Consider the following 24,460-nt stretch of genomic DNA (forward strand, 5'->3'; position numbering starts at 1 on the left):
ATCCTGATCCTGTCATGCGCTTGCTGGAAGAGCGCGGCATGCTGCCGGTCGTTGGCAGCAATGGCGAACACTCCTTGCTCTCGCAGGTGCGCGACACAGCATCCGACTTGGTGCTGTCGGCCATGAACTTCATTGGCGTGCGCTACCGCCGCGGCGGCACCTCCGCCGAAGAAGGCTTCGACTGCTCTGGCTTCACCCGCCACATTTTCGAGAACAGCATCGGCCTGGTGCTGCCGCGCCGTGCAGACGAACAAGCCCGCGCCCCAGGCCTGCTGGCCGTCAAGGAATCGGACCTGAAGCCAGGCGACTTGGTGTTCTTCAATACCTTGCGCCATGCGTTCTCGCACGTCGGCATTTACGTGGGCGACGGCAAGTTCATTCATTCTCCGCGCGCTGGCGGCGAGGTGCGGGTCGAGGACATGCACTACTCCTACTGGGCCAAACGCTTCAATGGCGCGCGTCGTGTGCCGCAGATCGGCGCGGCCGAGCCGGTCACGGTGGCCCCCACCGACCGCCACTGAGCCACCCTCGCTCATCCAAGACCGCCCAGGCCCGCAGATGCGGGCCTTTCTTTGTCTTCATCGCTTCCAGCGCGATGCCCCTCGCAGCCGCCGACCTTGCAATGCACGGGCACAATGAGACGATGTCCAAACGCGTGATTCCTGTGGCCGACTGGCGCGACCTGGCGCCACCTGCCGTGGTGCCCGTCGCCGCGGCTTCACATGGCTTGGTGCTGGACAGCCTGCAGCGCCCGCTGCGCGACCTGCGCATCTCGGTCACCGACCGTTGCAATTTCCGCTGCAGCTACTGCATGCCGCGCGAAGTCTTTGATTCGCGCTACCAATTCCTGCCGCATGAAGCGCTGCTGAGCTTTGAAGAGATCTCGCGGCTGGCGCGGCAGTTCGCTTTGCTGGGCGTGCGCAAGCTGCGGCTGACCGGAGGCGAGCCACTGCTGCGCAAGCACCTGGAAAACCTGGTGGGGCAACTGGCCGAGTTACGCAGCCCGGACGGCCAGCCCCTGGACATCACGCTCACGACCAATGGCTCGCTGCTGGCCCGCAAGGCGCAAGCCCTGCGCGACGCCGGCCTGCGCCGCGTCACCGTCAGCCTGGACGCACTGGACGACGGCGTGTTCCAGCGCATGAATGACGTGGGCTTTCCCGTGGCCGATGTGCTGCACGGCATCGACACCGCACTGGCCACCGGCCTGGGACCGATTAAGGTCAACATGGTGGTCAAGCGCGGCGTCAACGACCACCAGGTCGTGCCGATGGCCCGCCACATGCGTGAGCACTACGGCCCGCTGGTCACGCTGCGCTTCATCGAGTTCATGGACGTGGGTGCCACCAACCGCTGGCAGCTGGACGAAGTGCTGCCCTCGGCCGAACTGCTGACACGGCTGTCGGCACACTGGTCGCTGCAGCCGCTGCCCGCCAGCGCGCCCGGCGAAACCGCGCAGCGCTGGGCCTATGCCGACGGCCGCGGCGAAATCGGCCTGATCTCCAGCGTCAGCCAGGCATTTTGCGGCGATTGCAACCGCGCCAGGCTGTCGACCGAAGGCAAGCTCTACCTCTGCCTGTTCGCCAGCCGCGGGTACGATCTGCGGCAATTGCTGCGCGAAGGCGCTGCCGACGCGGCACTTGCCGAGCGCATCCAGGCGATCTGGCAAGGCCGCAATGACCGCTATTCGGAGCTTCGAGCGCTGAACAGCACCGACTCAGAAGCGGAACGCCGCGTCGAGATGCACTACATCGGTGGCTGAATGGAACCCCACCCGCCAAGCGGGCCGTCATCCGGCTTGGGGCGGCCCTGCGCTCGGCTGATGCCGCCCTGTTCTACCTCTTCGCGGAACCACCCCGACTCAGCTTGACGACGAGGTCACGCCGCGGTTGGCCAGCGCGTCGGCGCGCTCGTTGCCTGGGTCGCCTGCGTGGCCCTTGACCCAGTGCCAGGTCACGTCGTGTTGCAGCACTTGCGCTTCCAGTGCCTGCCAGAGCTCGACGTTCTTGACCGGCTTGCCGTCGGCCGTGCGCCAGCCGCGTTTTTTCCAGCCGTGGATCCAGGTCATGATGCCGTTGCGCACGTATTCGCTGTCGGTGTAGATGGCCACCGTGCAGCGCCGCTTCAGCGTGCTCAGCGCCTGGATCACCGCGGTCAGTTCCATGCGGTTGTTGGTGGTCAGCTTCTCGCCGCCCCAGAGTTCTTTTTCATGCTCGCCGGCACGCAGCCAGGCGCCCCAGCCGCCCGGGCCCGGGTTGCCTTTGCAGGCACCGTCGGTGTAGATCGTCACATCGCTCATGTCTTGTTTCTTCAGGAAGGTCGCCGCGGGTCGCTGGCCCGGCCCTGCCGGTTGGCCACGGCCGCGGGCGCGGCCTGCTTGGCCTTGCGTTCGTTGCGCGCCAGGCCGATCAGGCGCATGCCGCGCACCCGCTTGACCGCCACGACAAAGTAGACGGCGCCCAGGACCGGCCACCAGCGGCCACCCACGCTTTCCATCCAGCCGAATCGCGCCAGCCAGCGCGGCGACAAAAGCGGCGGACGATAACAGCCCAGCCGCCCGATCTCCAGTTCCATGCCCAGCAGGCGCAGCCAGTCGCGCAGCCGCCAGTAGCCGATGAACTCGCCCTCGCTGGGCAGGAACAGCGGCCGCTCGCGTGCGCCCAGCCAGTGCCGCACCCGGCCGCCGCGCTGGCGCAGTCCCCACAGGCTCACCGGGTTCAGGCCCGAGATCACGACCCGCCCTTCGGGCCGCAGCACGCGGGCCACCTCGGCCAGCGTGCGGTGTGCGTCGGCCGCCATCTCCAGCGTATGCGGCATCACCACCAGGTCCAGGCTGCGGTCCTCGAAGGGCAAGGCCTCCGGTTCGCAGAACAGCGAAGGCTGGCGCAACGACAGCAAGCCCGGGTTGGCCACCGTACCGTCAGGGGTATCCAGCATGATGGCCCCCGATTGGCGTTCAATCCCAGGCCTGGGGAGCGCCGGATCGCCGGAGGGCAAGCCAGCCAGCCAACGTTGCGGCATGCGGTTGCAGCGCAAGGCGTCGATTTGCGGCAGGCCCAGCTGCAGCGCGTGAAAGCCGAACAGGTCAGCCACCGCTTCGTCGACGCGGGCCTGCTCCCAGTCCAGCAGATAGCGCCCCGGCGGGGTTTCCAGCCAGTGTGTCAACTCTATAATCCGGGCCTCATCTGTCATGAAACTGGTCGCACTGCCTGCCTTCACCGACAACTACATCTGGATGCTGCACGACGGCCGACAAGCGCTCGTCGTCGATCCGGGTGATGCGGCGCCTGTGCAGGAAGCACTCGCGGCGCAGCATCTGGTGCTGACCGGCATTCTAGTGACCCATCACCACGCAGATCACGTTGGCGGTGTGGCGGCCCTGATGCCGCAACTCGAAGGCCCCGTATGGGGCCCCGCCGGCGAAACGATGCCGGTGCCCGTCACCCGCATGCATCAGGGCGGACAAGCGTGTTGGCAAGGCCTTTGCTTCGAGATCCTGGACGTACCGGGGCACACTTCAGGGCACATCGCCTACTTTCTTGCTGCCAGCGGCGCCGAGGCGCCGCTGCTGTTTTGCGGCGACACGCTTTTCTCCGGTGGCTGTGGTCGATTGTTCGAGGGAACTCCACGGCAGATGCACGACTCACTGAACAGGCTCAGTGCCCTGCCCGGCAACACCCGGGTCTGCTGTGCCCATGAATACACCCTCTCGAACCTGCGTTTCGCGCAGGCCGTGGAGCCCGCCAACCCGGCCTTGGCCGCCTACGTCGAACACTGCCAAACGCTGCGCCGCGAGGGCCAGCCCACGCTGCCTTCGACGATTGCGACCGAACAAGCGATCAACCCCTTCCTGCGGTCCGAACAGCCCGCGGTGATGGCTTCCGCGCGTCAACACGACGCCTCGGTGCACGACCCGCTGTCAGCCTTTGCCGCCTTGCGTGAATGGAAGAACGTCTTCAGATGAACAAAACAATCCTCGGCTTCATGGCGGCAACGAGCGCCCTGCTGGCAGGCTGCGCCACCCCAGACTTTGCCGACCCGGCCAGCGGGTCGAGTGCCAGCGGCCCCGTCGCCCAGCGCCTGTCGCGCACGCCCGCCCTCGCTGTTCCCGCCATCCCGGCAGCGGCCCAGCTGAGGAATGACGACAGCGACCGGACCGTCTCTGCCATCCCCAGCCCGGTCGCCGGCCTGAACCTGGAAGCCTTGGGATCGGATTCGGCCAGCGATGTGCGGCCAATCGACCCGCTGGCGCCCAGCACCCCGATCGACCCACTGGCGCTCACCGCCCAGGAAGACCTCTGGCAGCGCATCCGCAACGGCTACGCCATGCCGGACCTCGAAGGCGAACTGGTCGCCAGCCGCGAGCAGTTCTATGCTGCCAAGCCCGAGTACATGCGCCGCATGGCCGAGCGCGGCGGCCGCTACCTTTACCACGTGGTCGACGAGCTGGAAAAGCGCCACATGCCGACCGAGCTGGCCTTGCTGCCCTTTGTCGAAAGCGCGTTCAACCCGCAGGCCATCTCGGTCGCCAAGGCCTCGGGCATGTGGCAGTTCGTGCCCGCCACCGGCAAGGACTACGCGCTCAAGCAAAACATCTTCCGCGACGACCGCCGCGACGTGCTGGCCTCGACCCGCGCCGCGCTGGACTACCTGGACCGGCTGCACACCATGTTCAACGACTGGCAGCTCGCGCTGGCAGCCTACAACTGGGGCGAAGGCAATGTGCAGCGCGCCATTGCGCGCAACGAGAAGGCCGGCCTGCCGACCGACTACGCCAGCCTGAAGATGCCGGACGAAACCCGCTACTACGTGCCCAAGCTGCAGGCGATCAAGAACATCGTTTCGAAGCCCGAGCAGTTTGCGGTGCAACTGCCGCCGCTGAAGAACCACCCGTATTTCCTCAGCGTGCCGATCGAGCGCGACATGGACGTGGCGCTGGCCGCCAAGCTGGCCAACGTGCCGCTGGAAGAGTTCAAGCAGCTGAACCCGCAGATGAACAAGCCGGTGATCCTCGCCGCCGGCACCGAGCAGGTGCTACTGCCCTACGACAACGCCAACCTGTTCGCCGACAACCTGCGCGCCTTCCGCGGCCAGTTGGCCAGCTGGACCGCCTGGCAGGCCCCGCGCACGCTGCACCCGGGCGAAGTGGCCAGGCAGGTCGGCATGAGCGAAGCGCAGCTGCGCGAGGTCAACCGCATTCCGCCGCGCATGCTGGTCAAGGCCGGCTCCACGCTGCTGGTGCCGCGTGGTGCCAAGCTGGAGGCCGACGTGCCCGAAGCCCTGGCCGACAACGCGACCATGGCCCTGGCACCGGATGTGCCGCCGCTGCGCCGCATGACGCTGCGCGCCGGCAAGAAGGGGGACAGCGTGGCCGCAGTGGCACAACGCTACCGCGTCAGCGCCGTGCAGGTGGCAGCTTGGAACAAGGTGACTGCGGCCGCGAAATTCAAGCCCGGCGTGTCCTATGTGGTCTTCGTGCCGCAGGCCGCGCCATCGCAGCGTGCTGCAACGCGAGTGGCGAGCACGGCCAATGCGCGTACCGCCACGGCTCGTGCAACCAAGCCGGCCCCGGCAACTCGCAATGTGAAGACGGTTGCCAAGCCTGTGCGGGTCGCGCAGCGCTGAGCCTGGCCAGGCGCGTCCGTCAGCGCCTGTCCACCATCGCATGCGCGATGGTGGACAGGTCCACATATTCCAATTCGCTGCCCGCCGGCACGCCACGCGCCAGCCGCGTGACACGCACACCCTGCGCCTTCAGGCCTTCGGCCAGCACATGCGCGGTGGCCTCGCCTTCGGCCGTGAAGCTGGTCGCGAGGATGACCTCCTCGACCTTGCCATCCAGCGCGCGCTGCACCATGGACAGCCCGCCCAGCTCGCTGATGCCGATGCCGTCCAGCGGGCTGATGCGGCCCATCAGCACGTAGTAGAAGCCGTGGTAGCTGCCGGTGCGCTCCAGCGCGGCCTGGTCGGCCGGGCTCTCGATCACGCACAGCTGCCGCGCGTCCCGCGACTCGTCGCTGCAGATGTCGCAGATTGCCGCTTCGGTGAAGGTGTGGCAGCGCTCGCAGTGGTGCACCGCACGCAGCGCGCCGCCCAGCGCCTCGGCCAGCTGCTCGGCACCCTCGCGGTCATGCTGCAGCAGGTGGAAGGCCATGCGCTGCGCCGACTTGACGCCGACACCGGGTAGACGACGCAGCGCCTCGATCAGCGCGTCAAGCCTCGTTTGACTCACGGCAGTGACCACCCCTCGCCCGACGGGAACGTCGGCCGGTCCCCCGAGGGGACTGCGGGCCAGCTTGGGGCGGCCCGGCGCTCGTCCCGCGGAATCACTCGTTCCTCGCTGATCAGAACGGCATCTTCATGCCGGGTGGCAGCGGCATGCCGGCCGTCAGCTTGCCCATCTTTTCCTGGCTCAGCGTCTCGGCGCGGCGCACCGCGTCGTTGAAGGCCGCGGCCACCAGGTCTTCCAGCATGTCCTTGTCGTCGGCCAGCAGGCTGGGGTCGATGGTCACGCGCTTGACGTCGTTCTTGCAGGTCATCACGACCTTGACCAGGCCGGCGCCGGACTGGCCTTCGACCTCGATCAGCGCCAGCTCATCCTGCGCCTTGCGCAGGTTGTCCTGCATGGCCTGGGCCTGCTTCATCAGGCCGGCGAGTTGACCCTTCATCATGGGGAGATCCTTTCTTTCGGAGTACGGAGCAAAGCCGGGGCATTCGGACGCCCCGGCGCAGACAGATCATCAGGTCGGCTTGATCGAGCCGGGCACGATGCGGGCGGTGCTGAACTGGGCCAGCAGCGACTGCACCAAAGGATGTGATTGGACCACCAGTTCGGCCTCGCGCTGGCGCAGCCTGGCCTGTTCGGCATCGCGCAGCGCAGGGGAATCCAGCGCCACGCCAGACGCAACGTCCAGCACCAGCTCAGCCTGGCCGGACCAGTTGCGCAGCGCGGCCTGCAGCTTCTCGACCAGCGGTGGCGCGCGCAGTGTCTCGCGCTCCACGCGCAGCGACCAGCGCACTGCGCCCTCCTCGCCCGCAGGCACCTGCGCGATCAGCTCGGCCTGCATGGCCAGCGCACGCACCAGCGCCACCAGGCTGCCGCTGGCCGACATGCCCGCCACCGCCTCGGCCCATTGGTCACCGAGTGCCGTGCGCGGCACGCGCAGCAATGCCAGGTCACGCTCCGGCGCGGGCGTAGGGCGGGCGAGCGGTGCTTCGTCGAAGTCCTCGGCCTCACCAAGCGGTTCGGCGACCATCAAGGCGTCACCCGCATCGCGCTCGCGCTGTGCCGCAGCGTCCCGCGCCTGCGCCAGGCGCGAGGCCATGGCGGAGGCCGGGCCGCGCGGGGCGGCAGGCTCGGGTTCAGGTTCAGCCGCGCGCAGCGCCCTGGCCGCCACGCGTGGCGCGGCTTCGCCTTCGAATGGCGCCTCGTCCATCCAAGGCGGCGGCTCGTCGATAGCAGAAGGCTTTCGGGCCAGCGATGCACGGCTGGGCGGCGCCGCGGGCACTGCAACGGGCGGCGCCAGATGGCTGGCAACGGAAACCGGCTTGGGCACCGCGGCTGGCGGTTGTGCCACAACAGGCGGGGGCGCAACAGCCGGCGCCGCGGCAGGCTTGGTGGCCACAGAGGCGGGGGAAGGCGCAGGCGTGGGCACACTGGCGACCGCAGGCCGCGGCGGGCTGACCGAGGTCGAGGCCACCTGCGGCGATGCGACCAGCGCCGCGGTCGGCCTGACCGCAGGCGCAGCAGGCACGCGCCCTTCGCCACCAGCAGATGGAAAGGCCAGGAAGCGGAGCAGCACCATCACCAGGCCGGCGTATTCATCAGGCGCCAGGCTCAGTTCGGCGCGGCCGTGCAGCACCATGCTGTAAAGCAGCTGGGTTTCGTCCTGCGCGAGCTGCGGTGCCAGCTGGCGCGGCGCTTCCATGTCCGGGTCGGTCTCGTCCAGCGCGCCGGGCACCGCCTGCTCCACGGCCATGTGCTGCAGCAATCGAGCGATCTCCTCCAGCGTCCCCGCGGCCGACAGCCCTTGCGCACGCAGCCCATCAACCTCGGCCAGCACCGCTTTCCCGTCACGCTGCGCCAGCGCGCCGACCAGCCGAAGCGCATGGCTGCGGTCCACCGTGCCGAGCATCGCGCGCACGGCGGGCTCCTGCAGCTGACCACCGCCGTAGGCAATTGCCTGGTCGGTCAACGACAGCGCATCGCGCATCGAGCCTCGTGCGGCGCGGGACAGCAGGCGCAGCGCACCCGGCTCGGCCGCCACGCTTTCGGCCTCCAGCACGCGGGTCAGGTGTTCCAGCACCGTCTGCGGCGCCATGGGCCGCAGGTTGAACTGCAGGCAGCGGCTCAGCACTGTCGGCAGCATCTTCTCGGGGTCGGTCGTCGCCAGCACGAACTTCAGGTACTCGGGCGGCTCTTCGAGCGTCTTCAGCAGCGCGTTGAACGCGTCCTTGGTCAGCTGGTGGGCTTCGTCGATCATGAAGACCTTGAAGCGGCCGACGGTGGGCTTGTAGGCGGAGCGTTCGATCAGCTCGCGAATCTCGTCAATGCTGCGGTTGGACGCAGCGTCCAGCTCCATGTAGTCGATGTAGCGGTCGGCGTCGATCTCGCGGCACGCGGTGCACTGGCCGCAGGGCCGCGCAGTGATGCCACCGGTGCCGTCCGGCCCGGTGCAGTTCAGGCTCTTGGCCAGGATGCGCGAAACCGTGGTCTTGCCAATGCCGCGCGTGCCGGTGAACAGGTAGGCATGGTGCAGCCGCTGCTGCTCCAGCGCGTGCGTCAAGGCGCGCACCACATGGTCCTGGCCGACCATTTCCTCGAAGCTGCGGGGGCGGTACTTGCGCGCCAGGACGACATAACTCATCCGCTCATTCTAAGGTTGGCCGGCCAGCCCGCCGACCGGGGCGCCGGACACGCCGCGGGCATTCGGGTTGACCCGCCGTGCCGCATGCGACACCCGCGTTTTGGGTCCTCATGAACCCCCATCGGAGGGTGGCAGGCCGGAAGGCCCGCGGCGCACGATGAGCGCAGCTGTCGCCGCTCGCGGCAGCCCGCAGCGCCACCGCCCAGACAGGGTCCAGACCATGCGCTGCACCCTTTTTTGGAGACAAACATGAGCACTGTGCACACCCGTTACGTGACCTGGCTTTCACGTGGCCGCCGCGGCCACGGCAGCGCCGCGCTGGACCTCGTCGCGCCACTGTCCACCCAAGTGGACAACCCCGGCGGCTACCAGGCCTGGGCTTCGTCCAACATCAGCTGGCAGGACAGCAACGGCCAGGACCAGACGGCGCAATTCGCCTTCTGGTCAGTCACCGGGGCCGCCGGCGGCCCCGGCGTGAGCTTCTCGCCCAGCCTGAACATCGAAGTAGAAGGCAGCGACGTGCAGGCCACCGCCTGGTACCTGCCCGGTGGCGGCCGCGGCAATGGCGAAAAGGGCACTTTCGTCGACGCCTTCGACGTGGCGCAAGGCACCTTCGTCGACGACGATTTCGTGACCATCTCGCCGGATGCCGAACTGACCAACGCCGCCAACGAAACCGGCTTCGTGCCCAGCGCCGCGGTCGAGACCGTGTCTGCCTACGACACCATCCACGCTGTGCCCTTCATGGATTGGCGCGTGATGGTGCAGGCCCCGGCTGGCAGCGACAGCGTCAGCACCACCCACCTGCACACCGGCGCGGGCAGCACCGGCGTGGCCTTTGCGTTCTACCAGAGCACCGGCGGTGGCGGCGGCATGAAGCTGCCCAACCTGGGCAGGTACCAGAAGGGCACCTGGGTCAGCTGGGGCGTGATGGTGGACGGCGGTGGCCCGACTGGCAACGGTCCCGTCGGCCCGTGGGACCCATTGGTGCTTTCGCTGGCAACGGCCCTGGCCATGGCCGAAGCGGCGAAGCTGTCGGACCCTGAACTGCAGCGCGCCGGGCTGGACCTGGCCGCCAAGCAGCTGGAGATGACGGCAGCGAAGATGGCCGAAGCCATGCGCAAGGGCTTCAGCAGCCCGGTGCGGGTAACGGGCATGGCAGCGCCGAACAAGCGCTGACCCCGGTGGCCGGAGGCTGGCAGGCCTCCGGCCACCAAGCGGGTGCGGTCCGCGGCTGTCGGATAATCCCGACCCATGACCGCATCCGCTTCCCACAGCCCCGCCGCCGACACCCTCAGCTACGAGCAGGCCGGCGTCAACTACGATCTGATCGACCCGCTGAAGGTCGCCGCGCAACGCGCCGCTGCCGCCACCGCCGGCCACCTCGCCGGCCACGGCTTCAGCGAAGTGCCGGCCTCGCGCGGCGAATCGGCCTACGTGGTCGACGTGGGTCCGTTCTACCTGGCCAGCATCGTCGAATGCCTGGGCTCCAAGGCCCTGGTGGCCGACGAGATGAAGGCACTGACCGGCAAGAGCTACTACGCCGGGATTGCGCAGGACACCATTGCGATGGCGGTCAACGACCTGATCACCGTCGGCGCCACGCCGCTGGTCGTGCAGGCCTACTGGGCCGCCGGTGGCAGCGACTGGTTCGCCGACGCGCAACGCGCGCAAGCCCTGGTCGAAGGCTGGAAGAAGGCCTGCGACGTGTGCGGCGTGGCCTGGGGCGGCGGCGAAACGCCGGCACTGGCCGGCATTGTCGAGAGTGGCCGCATCGACCTGGCTGCGTCCTGCACCGGCATCATCAACCCCAAGACCCGCCTCAGCGTGGGCGACGCACTGGGCGCCGGTGACGCCATCGTGCTGCTCAGCTCCAGCGGCATCCATGCCAACGGCCTGAGCCTGGCGCGCAAGCTGGTCGAGCGCCTGCCGCAGGGCTACCTGACCGAGATCGAGCCCGGCCTCACCTACGGCGAAGCGCTGCTGGCGCCGACCACGCTGTACAGCCCGGTCACCGAAGCGCTGGCCAAGGCCGGCGTGACCATGCACTACTGCGCCAACATCACCGGCCACGGCTGGCGCAAGCTGTTGCGCCACCCGAGCAGCCTGAGCTACCGCATCCACAGCGTGCCCGCCGTGCCGCCGGTGCTGAAGTTCATCCAGCAACACGCCAAGCAAGACGACCGCGAGGCCTATTCCACGCTGAACATGGGCGCAGGCTTCGCGCTGTTCGTGAAGGCCGGGGACGCCGAGCGCACCGTCGAGATCGCCAAGGCCCAGGGCGTGGATGCGATCGTCGCCGGCGTGGTCGAAGCCAGCGCCAGCAAGCAGGTGCTGATCGAGCCGATCAACGTGCGCTTTGGCGACGACGACCTGCAACTGCGCTAAGAGCGCCGGATTTCCTGGTCGGGGCCCGGGCCGCCTCTTCGGCCTGGGTTAGAATTCGTCGTGACGGGCCTCCTCGCATGGAAGCACGGCCAACTGGGTCAGGTGGGGAACCAAGCAGCCCTAACTGTTGTGACCAGTGCCGAGATCAGGCTCGTCACCTTTGCCAATCCCTCGCGGGGTTCGAGCAAAAGGACACCAAGCCACTTGAACAAGCCGCTTTGCGCACCCTCCGCGCGGCGGCTTTTTCTTTGAACCTTGCCTGGCGGACTCGCCAGACGGGCTGCCAGCCACGGCGCTTGTGGCCTAATCGAGGGTTGATTCTTTTTTCACTGGAGCCACCATGGGCAACAAGATCGTTACCGAAGCCGACCGCAAGGCCACCCCGCGTCCCGCCGCTCCGAGCGGTGTCACCGTCACCACGCACCGCGGCCAGCGCGTGAGCCTGGAACGTGGCTCGCACACCCGCAGCAAGAAGAGCGCCGGCAAGCGCGCGAAGAAGGGCGGCTAAAGCCCCCGCCCTGGCCTGCCGGTGGTGTCACTGGCCCTGCGCCAGGGCCTGATTGACCGCCACCGCAGACCTGCACCATGCTGAGGATCACCGAGCTCCGCCTGCCGCTGAACCATGCCGAAGACGCGCTGCGTCCGGCCATCGTCGCCAGGCTGGGCGTTGCGGACACGGCACTGAGCCGGTTCACTTTGTTCAAGCGCGCCTATGACGCGCGCAAGAAATCGGCCATCGTGCTGATCTACACGGTGGACTGCGAGCTGGCGCCAGAAGCTGATGAAGCCGCCGTGCTTCAAAAGCATGCGGGTGACCCTCACATCCGGCTCTCACCGGACACCTCCTATCGTTTTGTCGGCCATGTGCCGGCAGACTATTTCGCCGCCGACGCCGTGGCCGGCGGCAAGCACCGCCCACTGGTGGTCGGCTTCGGCCCGTGCGGCATCTTCGCCGCGCTGATCCTGGCCCAGATGGGCTTGCGCCCCATCGTGCTGGAGCGCGGCAAGGAAGTGCGCCAGCGCACCAAGGACACCTGGGGCCTGTGGCGCCAGCAGCAGCTGAACCCGGAGTCGAACGTGCAGTTCGGCGAAGGCGGCGCCGGCACCTTCTCCGACGGCAAGCTGTGGAGCCAGATCAGCGACCCACGCCACCTGACGCGCAAGGTGCTGAACGAGTTCGTCAAGGCCGGCGCGCCCGAGGAAATCCTCTACGTCAGCAAGCCGCACATCGGCACCTTCCGGCTGGTCAGCATGGTCGAGAAGATCCGGGCCGACATCGTCGCGCTGGGCGGCGAGATCCGCTTCGAGCAGCGGGTCACCGACGTGCTGATCGAAGGCGAGGGCGAGCAGCGCCACATTCGCGGCGTGACGCTGGCCTCCGGCGAAACACTGCGCTCGGACCACGTCGTGATGGCGCTGGGCCACAGCGCGCGCGACACCTTCACCATGCTGCACGAGCGCGGCGTCTACATGGAAGCCAAGCCGTTTTCCATTGGCTTCCGGGTCGAACATCCGCAAGGCGTGATCGACCGGGCACGTTTCGGCACGAATGCCGGCCATCCCATCCTCGGCGCGGCCGACTACAAGCTGGTGCACCACGCCAGCAATGGCCGTTCGGTCTACAGCTTCTGCATGTGCCCTGGCGGCACCGTGGTGGCCGCAACCTCGGAGCCCGAGCGCGTGGTGACCAACGGCATGAGCCAGTATTCGCGCAACGAGCGCAATGCCAACGCCGGCATCGTCGTCGGCATTGACCCGGCTGACTACCGGCAGATCCCGGGCAGCGGGCCCGTCAGCCCGCTGGACGGCATGGCTTTCCAGCGCGTCTGGGAGTCTCGCGCCTACGAACTGGGCGGCGGCGGCTACGTGGCGCCCGCCGCACTGGTGGGCGACTTCATCAAGCGCCAGCCCAGCCGCGTGCTCGGCAATGTGGAGCCCTCGTACAAGCCCGGCGTGCAGCTGACCGAGCTGGCCGCCAAGGACCGCCCCGTCCTGCCGCACTACGTGCTGGATGCAATCCGCGAGGCATTGCCCGCCTTCGAGCGGCAGATCAAGGGCTTCTCGATGCCAGACGCGGTGCTGACCGGCGTCGAGACCCGCACCTCCTCGCCGCTGCGCATGACACGCGGCAAGGACTACCAGAGCCTGAACGTCAAGGGCCTGTTCCCGGCCGGCGAAGGCGCGGGCTATGCAGGCGGCATCATGTCCGCTGGCGTGGACGGCATCGAGGTCGCCGAGGCCGTGGGCCGCGCGATGCTGGCTACGGCCTGAAGCCTCCGCGAGCGTTCAGCCGCCGCTGGCGGACGCCGGCGTGGCCGGCAGTAACAGCACGTCGGCCTTGCCGCCCACGCAATCGATCGTCTGGCCGGGCTTGCAGGCTGGCTTGGGTGGGTCGTAAATCGTGTAGTGGCCACCCGGCCGATAAATCAGCAGCAGCCACAGCACCACCACCGTGGCTGCCGTGACGGCGATGACGACCAGGCGCTGGCGGCGCGAGGTCGGTTGATAACGGTCTTGATGTGGGTCTTGGTCAATTCTTGGCACGGCCGGGACTATCGCACGGCGCTGGCGCCACGCGCGGCTGCGGTTACACTGCCCAGCTTGTTAGGAGAGAGCTCCACCCGGAGCCGCCGAAGGCGCAGAGGCACACCCTCGAACGCTCAGGCAAAAGGACTGACAAGCGTCTTGCCGTAACACGCGGGGCGTTCCTCACTGGAGAGAGGCGGGTGATGGCTGCAAGGCCATGAGCCCGTCCACCGAAGGGGCAAGCGGTGGCCGTTATCAACGGCGCCGTCAATCTCTCAGGTAAAGCGGACAGGGAGGGCCTATTGGATGAAGAGATTCGCCAGACCGCCCTCCAAGCGCCGACCTGAAGAGACGACCCCGCATGAGCTCCACGCCTGACACCCTGCTGCAGACCCCGCTGCACGCCCTGCACCTCGAACTCGGCGCCCGCATGGTGCCTTTTGCCGGCTACGCGATGCCGGTGCAATACCCGGCCGGCCTGATGGCCGAGCACCGCCAGTGCCGCGATTCGGCCGCGCTGTTCGACGTCTCGCACATGGGCCAGTTGCGCCTGATCGGCGCCGACGCGGCCGCCGCTTTGGAAACCCTGGTGCCGGTGGACGTGATCGACCTGGCGCCCGGCAAGCAGCGCTACGCCTTCTTCACGAACGACGAAGGCGGCATCCTCGACGACCTGATGATCACCCGCCCGGCCGGCAAGGGAGCAGCCAGCTTCGGCGACCTGTTCGTGGTGGTGAACGCTGGCTGCAAGGACGCGGACATCGCGCACCTGCAGGCCCGCATTGGCAGCCGCTGCGAAGTCAGGCCGCTGCCCGAGCGTGCGCTGCTGGCGCTGCAGGGCCCGAAGGCGGTCGACGCCCTCTCCCGCCTGAACCCCGAAGTCGCCAAGCTGACCTTCATGACCGGCGGCCTGTTCACATTGGCCGGCGCCGAATGCTTCGTGACCCGTTCGGGCTACAGCGGCGAAGACGGCTTCGAGATCTCGGTGCACGAGAACGACGCCATCGCCCTGGCCCGCGAACTGCTCGCCCAGCCGGAAGTGAAGCCTGCCGGCCTGGGTGCGCGCGACACGCTGCGCCTGGAAGCCGGCCTGTGCCTGTACGGCCACGACATCGACACGACGACCACGCCAGTCGAAGCCGCGCTGACCTGGGGCGTCCAGAAGGTGCGGCGTGCTGGTGGCGCGCGCGCTGGTGGCTACCCTGGCGCCGCGGTCATCGACCGCCAGTTCGCCGAAGGCGCGGCGCGCAAGCGCGTGGGCCTGGTCGGCAAGGAACGGGCGCCGGTGCGCGAAGGCACCAAGCTGTTCTCGGCAGACGGCACCGAGCTGGGCACCGTGACCAGCGGCACGCTGGGCCCGACCGTGAACACGCCGGTCGCGCTGGCCTACCTGCCGACCGCGCAGGCCGCGGTGGGCACCGAAGTCTTCGCCGAAGTGCGCGGCAAGCGGCTGCCGATGACGGTCGCCGCCACGCCGTTCACACCGAACCGCTACTACCGCGGCTGAGCGCAGCGAGATCGGTCAGAGGCGGGCTTGCGACCTGCCCCATCCGGGGTTGGACAGCCCCGCCCCGCCGATCTAACCTGCGCGCTGGCACGGCGCCGCCGTGCTGCCGCCTCCCCCTTTGTTTGTTCCTGAATTCTTTCTCCCGCCACACCACGGAGCCCGACACATGACGACCATGTACACCAACGATCACGAGTGGATCAACATCGAGGACCACGAAGCCGCCGTCGTCGGCATCACGCTGCACGCGCAGGATGCCCTGGGCGATGTGGTCTTCGTAGACCTGCCCGAGGTCGGCACGACCTACGCCAAGGGCGACATCGCCGGCGTGGTCGAGTCGGTCAAGGCCGCGGCCGACATCTACATGCCGGTCAGCGGCGAAGTCGTCGAAGTCAACGAAGCGCTGCGTGCCGATCCTTCGCTGGCCAACACCGACCCGATGGGCAACGGCTGGTTCTTCAAGGTCCACGTGTCGGACATGGCCGAGTTCGAAGCGCTGATGGATGCGCCTTCGTACGACGCGCTGCTGAAGACGCTCTGATCCCGCGCTGATCCTGCCGGGTTCGGTGGCGCGATCCGCCGCCGAACCTTCCCGCCTTTCCCCTGCCGCCACCGCGGCCGCCCCGCCGAGACCCGCTGCCATGCTGATGTCCGCCCACGCGCCCCTGGACGCCCTTGAAAACAACGCCGAGTTCGTCGCCCGCCACATCGGGCCGGCGCCGGAGGACGAAGCTGCGATGCTCAGCGTGATCGGCGCGGCCTCGCGTCGTGCGCTGATCGAAACCCTGGTGCCCGCCAGCATCGCCCGCAGCGCGCCCATGCAGTTGCCCGCGCCGCTGACCGAAGCCCAGGCGTTGGCCGAGCTGAAGGCCATCGCTGGCAAGAACCAGTGCCTCAAGAGCTTCATCGGCCAGGGCTACCACGGCACGCTGACCCCCGGCGTCATCCTGCGCAACATCCTCGAGAACCCGGCCTGGTACACCGCCTACACGCCTTACCAGGCCGAGATCTCGCAAGGCCGCATGGAAGCCCTGGTCAACTTCCAGACCCTGGTGACCGACCTGACCGGCATGGCCGTGGCCAACGCCTCGATGCTGGACGAGGCCACCTCGGCCGCCGAAGCCATGACGCTGGCCGCCCGCGTGGGCAAGAGCAAGAGCGAAACCTTCTTCGTGGCAGACGACGTGCTGCCGCAGTCGCTGGAAGTGATCCGCACCCGCGCCAAGCCGCTGGGCATCACGGTCGTCGTCGGCCCGGCCGAGCAAGCCGGCCAGCAGGAATGCTTTGCCGCGCTGGTGCAGTACCCCGGCGTGACCGGCCGGGTGCGCGCGTTGCAGCCGCTGGCCGATGCCGTGCACGCCAAGGGCGGCCTGCTGATCGTCGCGGCCGACCTGCTGGCGCTGACGCTGATGCAGGCCCCGGCCGAGCAAGGCGCTGACATCGCGCTGGGCAATACCCAGCGCTTCGGCATGCCCATGGGCGCTGGCGGTCCGCACGCCGCCTACCTGGCCTGCAAGGACGAATTCAAGCGCTCTTTGCCCGGCCGCCTGGTGGGCGTGAGCGTGGACGCGCACGGCGCGCCCGCCTATCGCCTGGCGCTGCAGACCCGCGAGCAGCACATCCGCCGCGAAAAGGCCACGTCCAACATCTGCACCGCGCAGGTGCTGCCGGCCGTCGTCGCCAGCATGTACGCCGTTTATCACGGCCCGGATGGCCTCAAGCGCATCGCCCGCCGCGTGGCCAGCTACACCGCCATCCTGGCCGCCGGCCTGAAGCAACTGGGCGCCACGCTGGCGCATGAAGAAGCCTTTGACACGCTGGAAGTGAAGTCAGCCGGCCAGACGGAAGCCATTCTGGCAACGGCCCGCGCCGCCGGCATGAACCTGCGCAAGGCGAGCGACGCTTCGGTCGGCATCACGCTGGACGAGACCACCACGCGCGCCGACCTGCTGGCGATCTGGGCCCTGTTCGCCCACGGCAATTCGCTGCCCACCTTCGACCAGTTCGAAGCCGGCGTGGCGCCGCTGGTGCCGGCCGCCCTGGCCCGCAGCTCGGCCTTCCTGACGCATCCGGTCTTCAACGCCCACCACAGCGAAACCGAGATGCTGCGCTACATCCGCAAGCTCTCGGACAAGGACCTGGCGCTGGACCGCAGCATGATCCCGCTGGGCTCGTGCACCATGAAGCTGAACGCCACCAGCGAGATGATCCCCATCACCTGGCCGGAGTTCGCCAACATCCACCCGTTTGCCCCGGCCGACCAGCTGGCCGGCTACGCGCTGCTGAACGAGCAGCTCTGCGCCTGGCTGGCACAAGCCACCGGTTACGCCGGCATCAGCCTGCAGCCCAACGCCGGCTCGCAAGGCGAATACGCCGGCCTGCTGGCCATCCAGGCCTGGCATGCCAGCCGCGGTGAAGCCCACCGCCGCATCTGCCTGATCCCCGAGAGCGCGCACGGCACCAACCCGGCCAGCGCGATGATGGTCGGCATGCAGGTGGTCGTCGTGAAATGCGACGCCAACGGCAGCGTGGACCTGGCGGACCTGAAGGCCAAGTGCGAGAAGCATGCGGCCGACCTGGCTGCGATCATGATCACCTACCCCTCCACCTACGGCGTGTTCGAGCCGCAGGTGAAGGCGCTGTGCGAGATGGTGCACAGCTTCGGCGGCCGGGTGTACGTGGACGGCGCCAACATGAACGCAATGGTCGGCGTGGCAGCGCCGGGCCAGTTCGGCGGCGACGTGAGCCACCTGAACCTGCACAAGACCTTCTGCATTCCGCACGGCGGTGGCGGCCCGGGCGTCGGCCCGGTCTGCGTGGTCGAAGACCTGGTGCCCTTCCTGCCGGGCCACGGCACCGCCGGCCAGCAGCGCCTGGGCGGAGTGGGCGCCGTCTCGGCCGCGCCGCTGGGCAATGCCGCGGTGCTGCCCATCAGCTGGATGTACGTGCGCATGATGGGTGCCGAAGGCCTGCAGGCCGCGACTGAAACCGCCATCCTCAGCGCCAACTATGTCGCGGCCCGCCTGTCTGGCCACTACGACATCCACTTCAGCGGCAGCAAGGACGGCATCAAGGGCGGCGGCGTCGCCCACGAGTGCATCCTGGACCTGCGCCCGCTGAAGGACTCGTCCGGCATCAGCGCCGAAGACGTGGCCAAGCGCCTGATCGACTACGGCTTCCACGCGCCCACGCTGTCCTTCCCGGTCGCCGGCACGCTGATGGTCGAGCCGACCGAGAGCGAACCCAAAGCCGAGCTGGACCGCTTCTGCGACGCGATGATCGCGATCCGCGAAGAGATCCGCCAGGTCGAGGCTGGCACGCTGCCGCGCGAGGACAACCCGCTGAAGAACGCGCCGCACACCGCCGAACAGCTGGTGAAGACCGAGTGGACGCACGGCTACAGCCGCGAGGCCGCCGCCTACCCGTTGGCCAGCCTGCGCCAGGGCAAGTACTGGTCGCCGGTCGGCCGCGTGGACAACGTCTGGGGCGACCGGAACCTGTTCTGCAGTTGCATTCCAGTTTCCGAACTCGAGGCCTGATCCTCCCGCGATCCGCCCAGCCTCTTAGCAAGGTCCACGATGGCAGTCTCAGTCTTCGATCTGTTCAAGATCGGCATCGGCCCGAGCAGCTCGCACACGGTAGGTCCGATGCGCGCGGCGCGGCTGTTCGTTGGTCGCCTGCGGCACGAGGACTTGCTGCCTCGCGTGGCCCGCGTGCGCTGCTGGCTCTACGGTTCGCTGGGTGCCACCGGCAAGGGCCACGGCAGCGACAAGGCCGTGCTGCTGGGCCTGGCCGGCCATGAGCCGGACAGCGTGGACGTGGAGCAGGTGCCGGCCATCCTGGAAGCCATGCGCGGCGAGCGGCGGCTGAACCTGCTGGGCGAGCATCCGGTCCATTTCCTCGAGGCCGAGGATCTGCTCTTCATGCGCCGAGAGACGCTGCCCTTCCACGCGAATGGCATGCGGCTCACGGCCTATGACGCGGCCGGCGCCGAGCTGGAGTCGCGCACCTACTACTCGGTCGGTGGCGGCTTTGTCGTCAGCGATGAAGTGGCAGCCGACGGCAGCAAGCAGAAGGTCATCGCACCGGATGCCACCGTGCTGCCCTTGCCCTTCACCAGCGGCGACCAGTTGCTCGCGCTATGCCAGGAACACGGCCTGTCCATCGCCCAGGTCATGCGGCGCAACGAGCTGCACTGGCGCACGGAGGCCGAGATCCACAGCGGCCTGATGAAGATCTGGCAGGTGATGCAGGACTGCGTGGCCCGCGGCTGCAGGACCGAAGGCATCCTGCCGGGCGGCTTCAAAGTGCGCCGCCGCGCCGCCACTTTGCATCGCGCGTTGACATCCAACCCCGAGGCCGCGCTGCGCGACCCGCTGCAGGTGATGGACTGGGTCAACCTCTATGCACTGGCGGTCAACGAGGAAAACGCTGCCGGCGGCCGCGTGGTGACGGCGCCGACCAATGGCGCTGCCGGCATCGTGCCGGCCGTCCTCCACTACTACACGCGCTTCGTGCACAGCGCGACCGACGCGGGCGTGGTGGACTTCCTGCTCACCGCCGCGGCCATCGGCATCCTCTACAAGGAAAACGCCAGCATCTCGGGCGCCGAAGTCGGCTGCCAGGGCGAGGTGGGCGTGGCCTGTTCCATGGCCGCCGCTGCGCTGTGCCAGGTCATGGGCGGTACGCCAGAGCAGGTGGAAAACGCCGCCGAGATCGGCATGGAACACCACCTGGGGCTGACCTGCGACCCGGTCGGCGGCCTGGTGCAGATCCCCTGCATCGAGCGCAACGCCATCGCCTCGGTCAAGGCCATCAATGCGGCCCGCATGGCGCTGCACGGCGATGGCACGCACCACGTCAGCCTGGACAAGGTCATCAAGACCATGCGCGAGACCGGGGCGGACATGAAGACCAAATACAAGGAAACCGCTCGCGGCGGCCTGGCGGTCAACATCGTCGAGTGTTGAGCAGCGCAGCCCGCCCGGCGCGGGCCGGCTCGCTCAATGCAAGGCCAGGTTCAGTTGGTCGACCACCTCGGCCCAGTCGGCGTCCTGCTTGAGCTGTTCCTTCAGCAGTTGCGCCTGGGCGGGCGTCCAGAAGTCGGCTTCATTGAGGGCCACGCCGCTGGGCAGCGGCCGGTGCGCGTGGATGAAACTGCGAATGTCCGCTTCCTCGGCGGGCAGGCCCAGTTGGGCAAACAGCTCGTGGAACTGATGGAAGCTGCAGTCCATGGTCGACTTCTCCTCGTGATGCCGCGTGGCGCGGCGAATGGCCGAACCATAGGCCTGCCGGCGCGAGTTGCAAAGACGGACATGGCCTCAGCCGAACGTGGGCGCCCTCCTACGGCGCCAGAGCCGCTACGATCAACTCACTACCGCTGCGGCTGCACGCCTTGATCGCCATGCACACGCTTTCTCTCCTGCCTGATGCTGTAACGCCCTCCTCGTCGACATCCGGCGCACCCCGCATCCGCGTGGGCATTGGCGGCTGGGTCTTCGAGCCCTGGCGCGATGGCAATTTCTTCCCCGTGGGCTGGCCCAAGACCAAGGAACTCGCGTACGCCAGCAGCAAGCTCAGCGCAATCGAGATCAACAGCACCTACTACAGCGACCAGCGGCCCAGCACCTTTGCCAAGTGGCATGACGACACGCCGCCCGGCTTCATGTTCTCGCTGAAGGCCAACCGCTTCACGACCAACCGCCGGGTGCTGGCCGAGGCCGGTGGCTCGGTAGAGAAATTCCTGGCCAGCGGGCTGCTCGAATTGAAGGACAAGCTCGGCCCCATCGTCTGGCAATTCGCGCCAAGCAAGCGTTTCGATGCGGCCGACTTCGGCGCCTTCCTGAAGCTGCTGCCACGCGAGCTGGGCGGCCGGCCGCTGCGCCACGCACTGGACGTGCGGCATGAGAGCTTCCGTTGCCCCGAGTACCTGGACCTGGCGCGGTCCATGGGCATGGCCACGGTGTTCACCGAGGCTGACGACTACCCGCCGCTGCCGGACCTGACCGCCGACTTCGCCTACTGCCGCTTCATGCGCACCGCGTCCGAACAGCCGGAGGGCTGTGAACCCGAGGTGCTGGACGGCCTGGCCAAAAGCGTCGCCACCTGGCGCGACGGACAAGAGCCGACCGGGCTGCCCAAGGTCGAGGCCGGTCCGCCGCCGGCTGAGCTGGCGCATCCGCGCGACGTGTTCTTCTATTTCATCAGTGGCGCCAAGGAGCGCAACCCGGCCGCCGCCCAGGCGCTGCTGAGCCGCTTGGGCTGAAGCGCCGCGCCAAGGCCTGGCATTGCCCGGTGTTTCCCGCCTCCCCGTCGCGCTCAGCGCACGTTAAGCTTTGCCCATGAACCTCTTGCTCGCTGAAGACGATGCGCTGCTCTCGGACGCCCTGTCTGCGCAATTGCGCGAGGCTGGCTTCCAGGTGGAGCACGCACCGAATGGCGCAGTGGCCGAATACCTGCTGCTGAAGCAACCTTACGACCTGGCGGTGCTGGACCTTGGCCTGCCCATGGTCGACGGGCTGACGGTGCTGCGCCGCGTGCGCGCCGCCAAGCCCGGCTTGCCGGTGCTGGTCTTGACCGCACTCGACAGCCTGGACGACCGCGTGGCCGGCCTGAATGCCGGGGCCGACGACTACCTGACCAAACCCTTCGACTTTCCCGAGCTGGAAGCACGGCTGCGGGCACTGCTGCGCCGCAGCAAACCGGTCAGCAGCGCCAGCGAAATGGGCCCGCTGAGCTTCGACCGTGACACCCGCCGCGCCACGCTGCGCAGCGAGCCGCTGGAACTCAGCCCGCGCGAGTGGATGCTGCTGGACCTGCTGCTGACGCAGCGCGAGAAGGTGGTCACCAAGGAGCAGATCAACCAGGTCTGGGCAACCGATCGCGCCGGCGGTGCCAGCGAGGGCGGTGCCGGTGGCAACAACGCGATCGAGGTCTACATTCACAGGCTGCGTCGCAAGCTGGAGGGTTCCGGACTGGTCATCCGCACCGTGCGCGGGCTGGGTTACCTGCTCGAGGCTGAAGCCGTGGTCGCCTGAAACCGCGCTTCGCTGAACCCGCGTGCTGCGCCGATCGGGCGCTGCAGCCCTTGTCCTTGCCTCCCATCGCCCTGCCGCCATGAATGCCGACCCGGGCCTGCCGCCCGGCCCAACGCCGGTGCCCGCCGGCCTGCCTGATCCGCTGCCGCCGGGCCGCTGGCAACCGCTGAGCCATCGCCTGCTCGGCAAGGGGCTGGGCGCGCTGCACGGGGCGCGCTCGCTGCGCCAGCAGTTGCTGGTCTGGGTGCTGCTGCCGCAGCTCGTGCTGTGGCTGGCCGGCGCGTTCTTCACCTACAACCTGGCAGCCCGCTATGCCAATGCGGCGATCGATGCCAGCCTGCTGCAGGCCACGCGTGCGCTCGCACGCCAGGTCAAGCCGGTGGGCAACGGGCTGCTGATCGACTTTCCACGCGCTGCGCAGGACATTCTGGAAGCCGACCCGAACGACCGGGTGCTCTACACCGTCAGCTCGCCTCCGGGACAGTTCATCCTCGGCAACCGCAACCTGCCAATGCCACCGACCGCGGGCGATGCTGGCGCGGCACCGGGCGACCCGCGCTTCTACGACGGCCAGATCCAGCTCAACCCGCACCTGGAGCAGGGCGAAAAACCCATTTTCGAGCAGGTGCGGGTGGCCGCGCTGTACCTCAGCTACGGCGACGACATCGGCCCTTCGCAGACCATGCTGGTCCAGGTCGCGCGTTCCAGCACCAACCGCGAGGAACTGGCGCGCCGCATCCTGCTGGACACGGTGCTGCCCCTGTCGGTGCTGATCATCGCGATGACGATGATCGTCTGGGCCGGCATTGGAGCCGGCCTGGCGCCATTGAGCAAGCTGCGCAGCCAGGTGGTCGGACGCGCAGCCAATGACCTGACGCCGATCCAGATCGATGTGGCGCCGCACGAGGTGCGCGCGCTGGCCCAGGCCATCAATGCGTTGCTGGCCGCAGTCCAGCGCAACGTGGGCGCGCAAAAACGCTTCATCAGCGACGCCGCCCACCAGTTGCGCACACCACTGGCCGGCCTGAAAAGCCAGACCGAGCTGGCACTCAAAGACGCCACCGAGCCAGCCCTTCAGGCCCGCCTGCAGCGCGTGCACGAAAGCGCGACCCGCAGCGCCCACCTGGTCAACCAGTTGCTCACGCTGGCCCGTGCCGAGCCGGAATCGGCCACGCGCCAGTCGCAGGAACGGGTGGACATGGCCAAGCTGGCGCGCGAGCTGACAGCGGAGCTGGTGCCACGCGCCCTGCATGCCGGGCAGGACCTGGGCTTTGCGGTGGCAGACGAGGCCGAGCCGCTGCATGTGCGCGGCACCAGCCTGCTGCTGCGCGAGGCCTTGATCAATGTGATCGACAACGCGCTGCGCTACGCCGGCCGCGGCGCCGAGGTCACGGTGCTGGTGGCGGCAGAAGGCGACGACTGGGTGCGCATCGAGGTCAACGACAACGGCCCCGGCCTGCCGCTGGAGCAACAGCACCAGGTGTTCGAGCGCTTCTTCCGCGCCACGCACGAAGGCACGGGCTGCGGCCTGGGCCTGGCGATCGTCAAGGAGATCGTCGAACGGCATGCCGGCCGGGTGTCGGTGCAGTCGGTCCATCCCACCGGGCTGTCGGTGCAACTGCGCCTGCCCCGCTCGCACTGAGCGGCGTTTTTCAGCCACTTCATCGATACCTCCGAGCCCGCCGGACACTGTTTTCCGGGTTCGCCGGTCGGCACGTCACACAGCGCGCTTCCTTAAGGTCAGCCAGCTGCCGCCCACCCTCAAGGGCCGGAGGCTCACCTGCGGGTTACCCGGGCTTACGCGAACTTGGCGTTTGATTGGCACCGAAGAAGCGTTGCTTGTACGCCAACACCCTATCGTAAGTACCTATAAATTCCATGTTCAGTATTCATTAATAATTCGGCTCGCCGCAAGCAATCTGAACATTGCACAACAACACGAGTGGCCTGCGGCCCACTCTTCCCGTCAGGAGACAAACCATGAAGATTCGTCACCCCGCTTGGCGTCACACCCCGCTGGCCATCGGCCTGCTGCTCGCCACCGCCCAGTCCGCCTTCGCGCTGGACTGGGGCGGCTACTTCCGCGCAGGCCCCGGCCTGACCTCGAAGAACACCTCGCGCGCCTGCTACGACCT

Annotated in this window: 22 protein-coding genes, 1 other RNA gene and 2 riboswitches; of the genes, 16 read left to right on the forward strand and 7 right to left on the reverse strand. The window is 68.0% G+C overall.

What is annotated here, in order from left to right:
- The first annotated feature begins 14 nt into the window (after positions 1 to 14).
- Together LRH25_RS21775 and moaA are read left to right on the forward strand one after the other, a co-directional pair.
- Complete coding sequence (locus LRH25_RS21775) at positions 15 to 521, forward strand: C40 family peptidase (protein ID WP_375140575.1); 507 nt, start codon at positions 15 to 17, stop codon at positions 519 to 521.
- Between the two features lie 122 nt (positions 522 to 643).
- Positions 644 to 1,762, forward strand: a complete 1,119-nt coding sequence (gene moaA / locus LRH25_RS21780) for a GTP 3',8-cyclase MoaA (protein ID WP_141287682.1) — start codon at positions 644 to 646, stop codon at positions 1,760 to 1,762.
- A 99-nt stretch (positions 1,763 to 1,861) separates the two neighbouring features.
- On the opposite strand, the gene rnhA is transcribed toward moaA, so the two are convergent.
- Both rnhA and LRH25_RS21790 read right to left on the reverse strand, forming a co-directional pair.
- Positions 1,862 to 2,299 (reverse strand): ribonuclease HI, encoded by a 438-nt coding sequence (rnhA, locus tag LRH25_RS21785; RefSeq protein ID WP_141287681.1) that lies wholly within the window; start codon positions 2,297 to 2,299, stop codon positions 1,862 to 1,864.
- An 11-nt stretch (positions 2,300 to 2,310) separates the two neighbouring features.
- Positions 2,311 to 3,192 carry a class I SAM-dependent methyltransferase gene (locus LRH25_RS21790; RefSeq protein ID WP_231012195.1) on the reverse strand — a complete coding sequence of 294 codons (882 nt, stop codon included), beginning with the start codon at positions 3,190 to 3,192 and terminating at the stop codon, positions 2,311 to 2,313.
- Here LRH25_RS21790 and gloB point away from each other — a divergent pair.
- Positions 3,191 to 3,964, forward strand: a complete 774-nt coding sequence (gene gloB, locus LRH25_RS21795) for a hydroxyacylglutathione hydrolase (RefSeq protein WP_141289862.1) — start codon at positions 3,191 to 3,193, stop codon at positions 3,962 to 3,964. The genes LRH25_RS21790 and gloB overlap by 2 nt on opposite strands.
- Positions 3,961 to 5,625, forward strand: a complete 1,665-nt coding sequence (locus LRH25_RS21800; protein WP_231012197.1) for a transglycosylase SLT domain-containing protein — start codon at positions 3,961 to 3,963, stop codon at positions 5,623 to 5,625. Before gloB ends, LRH25_RS21800 begins: the two co-directional genes overlap by 4 nt.
- Before the next feature lie 19 nt (positions 5,626 to 5,644).
- Here the strand turns inward: LRH25_RS21800 and recR are convergent, their stop codons facing one another.
- The 3 genes from recR to dnaX form a co-directional block, all read right to left on the reverse strand.
- Complete coding sequence (recR, locus tag LRH25_RS21805) at positions 5,645 to 6,232, reverse strand: recombination mediator RecR (protein WP_141289861.1); 588 nt, start codon at positions 6,230 to 6,232, stop codon at positions 5,645 to 5,647.
- A 112-nt stretch (positions 6,233 to 6,344) separates the two neighbouring features.
- Positions 6,345 to 6,671: a YbaB/EbfC family nucleoid-associated protein gene (locus tag LRH25_RS21810; protein WP_141289860.1), complete on the reverse strand. Its 327-nt coding sequence runs from the start codon at positions 6,669 to 6,671 to the stop codon at positions 6,345 to 6,347.
- A gap of 69 nt (positions 6,672 to 6,740) precedes the next feature.
- The gene (dnaX, locus tag LRH25_RS21815) at positions 6,741 to 8,867 is read right to left on the reverse strand and encodes a DNA polymerase III subunit gamma/tau (RefSeq protein WP_231012200.1); all 2,127 of its coding nucleotides are present in this window, start codon (positions 8,865 to 8,867) and stop codon (positions 6,741 to 6,743) included.
- A gap of 249 nt (positions 8,868 to 9,116) precedes the next feature.
- Here dnaX and LRH25_RS21820 point away from each other — a divergent pair, with 249 nt between their 5' ends.
- The 5 genes from LRH25_RS21820 to LRH25_RS21840 all read left to right on the forward strand — a co-directional run bounded on the left by LRH25_RS21820 (position 9,117) and on the right by LRH25_RS21840 (position 13,526).
- Positions 9,117 to 10,046 (forward strand): hypothetical protein, encoded by a 930-nt coding sequence (locus LRH25_RS21820; RefSeq protein ID WP_141288447.1) that lies wholly within the window; start codon positions 9,117 to 9,119, stop codon positions 10,044 to 10,046.
- 75 nt (positions 10,047 to 10,121) lie between these two features.
- A complete protein-coding gene (locus LRH25_RS21825; protein ID WP_141288446.1) occupies positions 10,122 to 11,255 on the forward strand; it encodes an AIR synthase-related protein in 1,134 nt (377 codons plus the stop codon).
- A 62-nt stretch (positions 11,256 to 11,317) separates the two neighbouring features.
- Positions 11,318 to 11,414, forward strand: an RNA gene (gene ffs / locus LRH25_RS21830) — signal recognition particle sRNA small type.
- A gap of 181 nt (positions 11,415 to 11,595) precedes the next feature.
- Positions 11,596 to 11,763, forward strand: coding sequence for a hypothetical protein (locus tag LRH25_RS21835; RefSeq protein WP_170200925.1), 168 nt, complete (start codon positions 11,596 to 11,598; stop codon positions 11,761 to 11,763).
- Between the two features lie 77 nt (positions 11,764 to 11,840).
- Positions 11,841 to 13,526: an NAD(P)/FAD-dependent oxidoreductase gene (locus LRH25_RS21840; RefSeq protein ID WP_141288445.1), complete on the forward strand. Its 1,686-nt coding sequence runs from the start codon at positions 11,841 to 11,843 to the stop codon at positions 13,524 to 13,526.
- Between the two features lie 15 nt (positions 13,527 to 13,541).
- Here the strand turns inward: LRH25_RS21840 and LRH25_RS21845 are convergent, their stop codons facing one another.
- Positions 13,542 to 13,799 carry a hypothetical protein gene (locus tag LRH25_RS21845; protein ID WP_141288444.1) on the reverse strand — a complete coding sequence of 86 codons (258 nt, stop codon included), beginning with the start codon at positions 13,797 to 13,799 and terminating at the stop codon, positions 13,542 to 13,544.
- A gap of 51 nt (positions 13,800 to 13,850) precedes the next feature.
- Positions 13,851 to 13,941, forward strand: a riboswitch (glycine riboswitch).
- 16 nt (positions 13,942 to 13,957) lie between these two features.
- Positions 13,958 to 14,083, forward strand: a riboswitch (glycine riboswitch).
- 59 nt (positions 14,084 to 14,142) lie between these two features.
- Between LRH25_RS21845 and gcvT the strand changes: the two genes are divergently transcribed.
- The 4 genes from gcvT (at position 14,143) to LRH25_RS21865 (ending at position 20,258) form a co-directional block, all read left to right on the forward strand.
- The gene (gene gcvT / locus LRH25_RS21850; RefSeq protein ID WP_231012201.1) at positions 14,143 to 15,288 is read left to right on the forward strand and encodes a glycine cleavage system aminomethyltransferase GcvT; all 1,146 of its coding nucleotides are present in this window, start codon (positions 14,143 to 14,145) and stop codon (positions 15,286 to 15,288) included.
- A gap of 166 nt (positions 15,289 to 15,454) precedes the next feature.
- Entirely contained in the window at positions 15,455 to 15,829 is a 375-nt protein-coding gene (gene gcvH, locus LRH25_RS21855) for a glycine cleavage system protein GcvH (RefSeq protein ID WP_141288416.1), read from the forward strand.
- A 100-nt stretch (positions 15,830 to 15,929) separates the two neighbouring features.
- Entirely contained in the window at positions 15,930 to 18,827 is a 2,898-nt protein-coding gene (gene gcvP / locus LRH25_RS21860; RefSeq protein WP_141288417.1) for an aminomethyl-transferring glycine dehydrogenase, read from the forward strand.
- A gap of 39 nt (positions 18,828 to 18,866) precedes the next feature.
- Entirely contained in the window at positions 18,867 to 20,258 is a 1,392-nt protein-coding gene (locus tag LRH25_RS21865; RefSeq protein ID WP_141288418.1) for an L-serine ammonia-lyase, read from the forward strand.
- 33 nt (positions 20,259 to 20,291) lie between these two features.
- On the opposite strand, the gene LRH25_RS21870 is transcribed toward LRH25_RS21865, so the two are convergent.
- Positions 20,292 to 20,522 (reverse strand): DUF2789 domain-containing protein, encoded by a 231-nt coding sequence (locus LRH25_RS21870; protein ID WP_141288419.1) that lies wholly within the window; start codon positions 20,520 to 20,522, stop codon positions 20,292 to 20,294.
- Positions 20,523 to 20,692: 170 nt separating this feature from the next.
- Here LRH25_RS21870 and LRH25_RS21875 point away from each other — a divergent pair, with 170 nt between their 5' ends.
- From LRH25_RS21875 to LRH25_RS21885, 3 genes are all read left to right on the forward strand, one after another.
- On the forward strand, positions 20,693 to 21,553 hold the full coding sequence (locus LRH25_RS21875; protein ID WP_141288420.1) for a DUF72 domain-containing protein: 861 nt from the start codon (positions 20,693 to 20,695) through the stop codon (positions 21,551 to 21,553).
- Between the two features lie 76 nt (positions 21,554 to 21,629).
- On the forward strand, positions 21,630 to 22,325 hold the full coding sequence (locus LRH25_RS21880) for a response regulator transcription factor (RefSeq protein ID WP_141288421.1): 696 nt from the start codon (positions 21,630 to 21,632) through the stop codon (positions 22,323 to 22,325).
- A 79-nt stretch (positions 22,326 to 22,404) separates the two neighbouring features.
- Positions 22,405 to 23,967 (forward strand): sensor histidine kinase, encoded by a 1,563-nt coding sequence (locus LRH25_RS21885; protein ID WP_231012202.1) that lies wholly within the window; start codon positions 22,405 to 22,407, stop codon positions 23,965 to 23,967.
- The last annotated feature ends 493 nt before the right edge of the window (positions 23,968 to 24,460 follow it).

It is taken from the genome of Ideonella azotifigens (assembly GCF_021043325.1).
Classification (GTDB): domain Bacteria; phylum Pseudomonadota; class Gammaproteobacteria; order Burkholderiales; family Burkholderiaceae_C; genus Ideonella; species Ideonella azotifigens.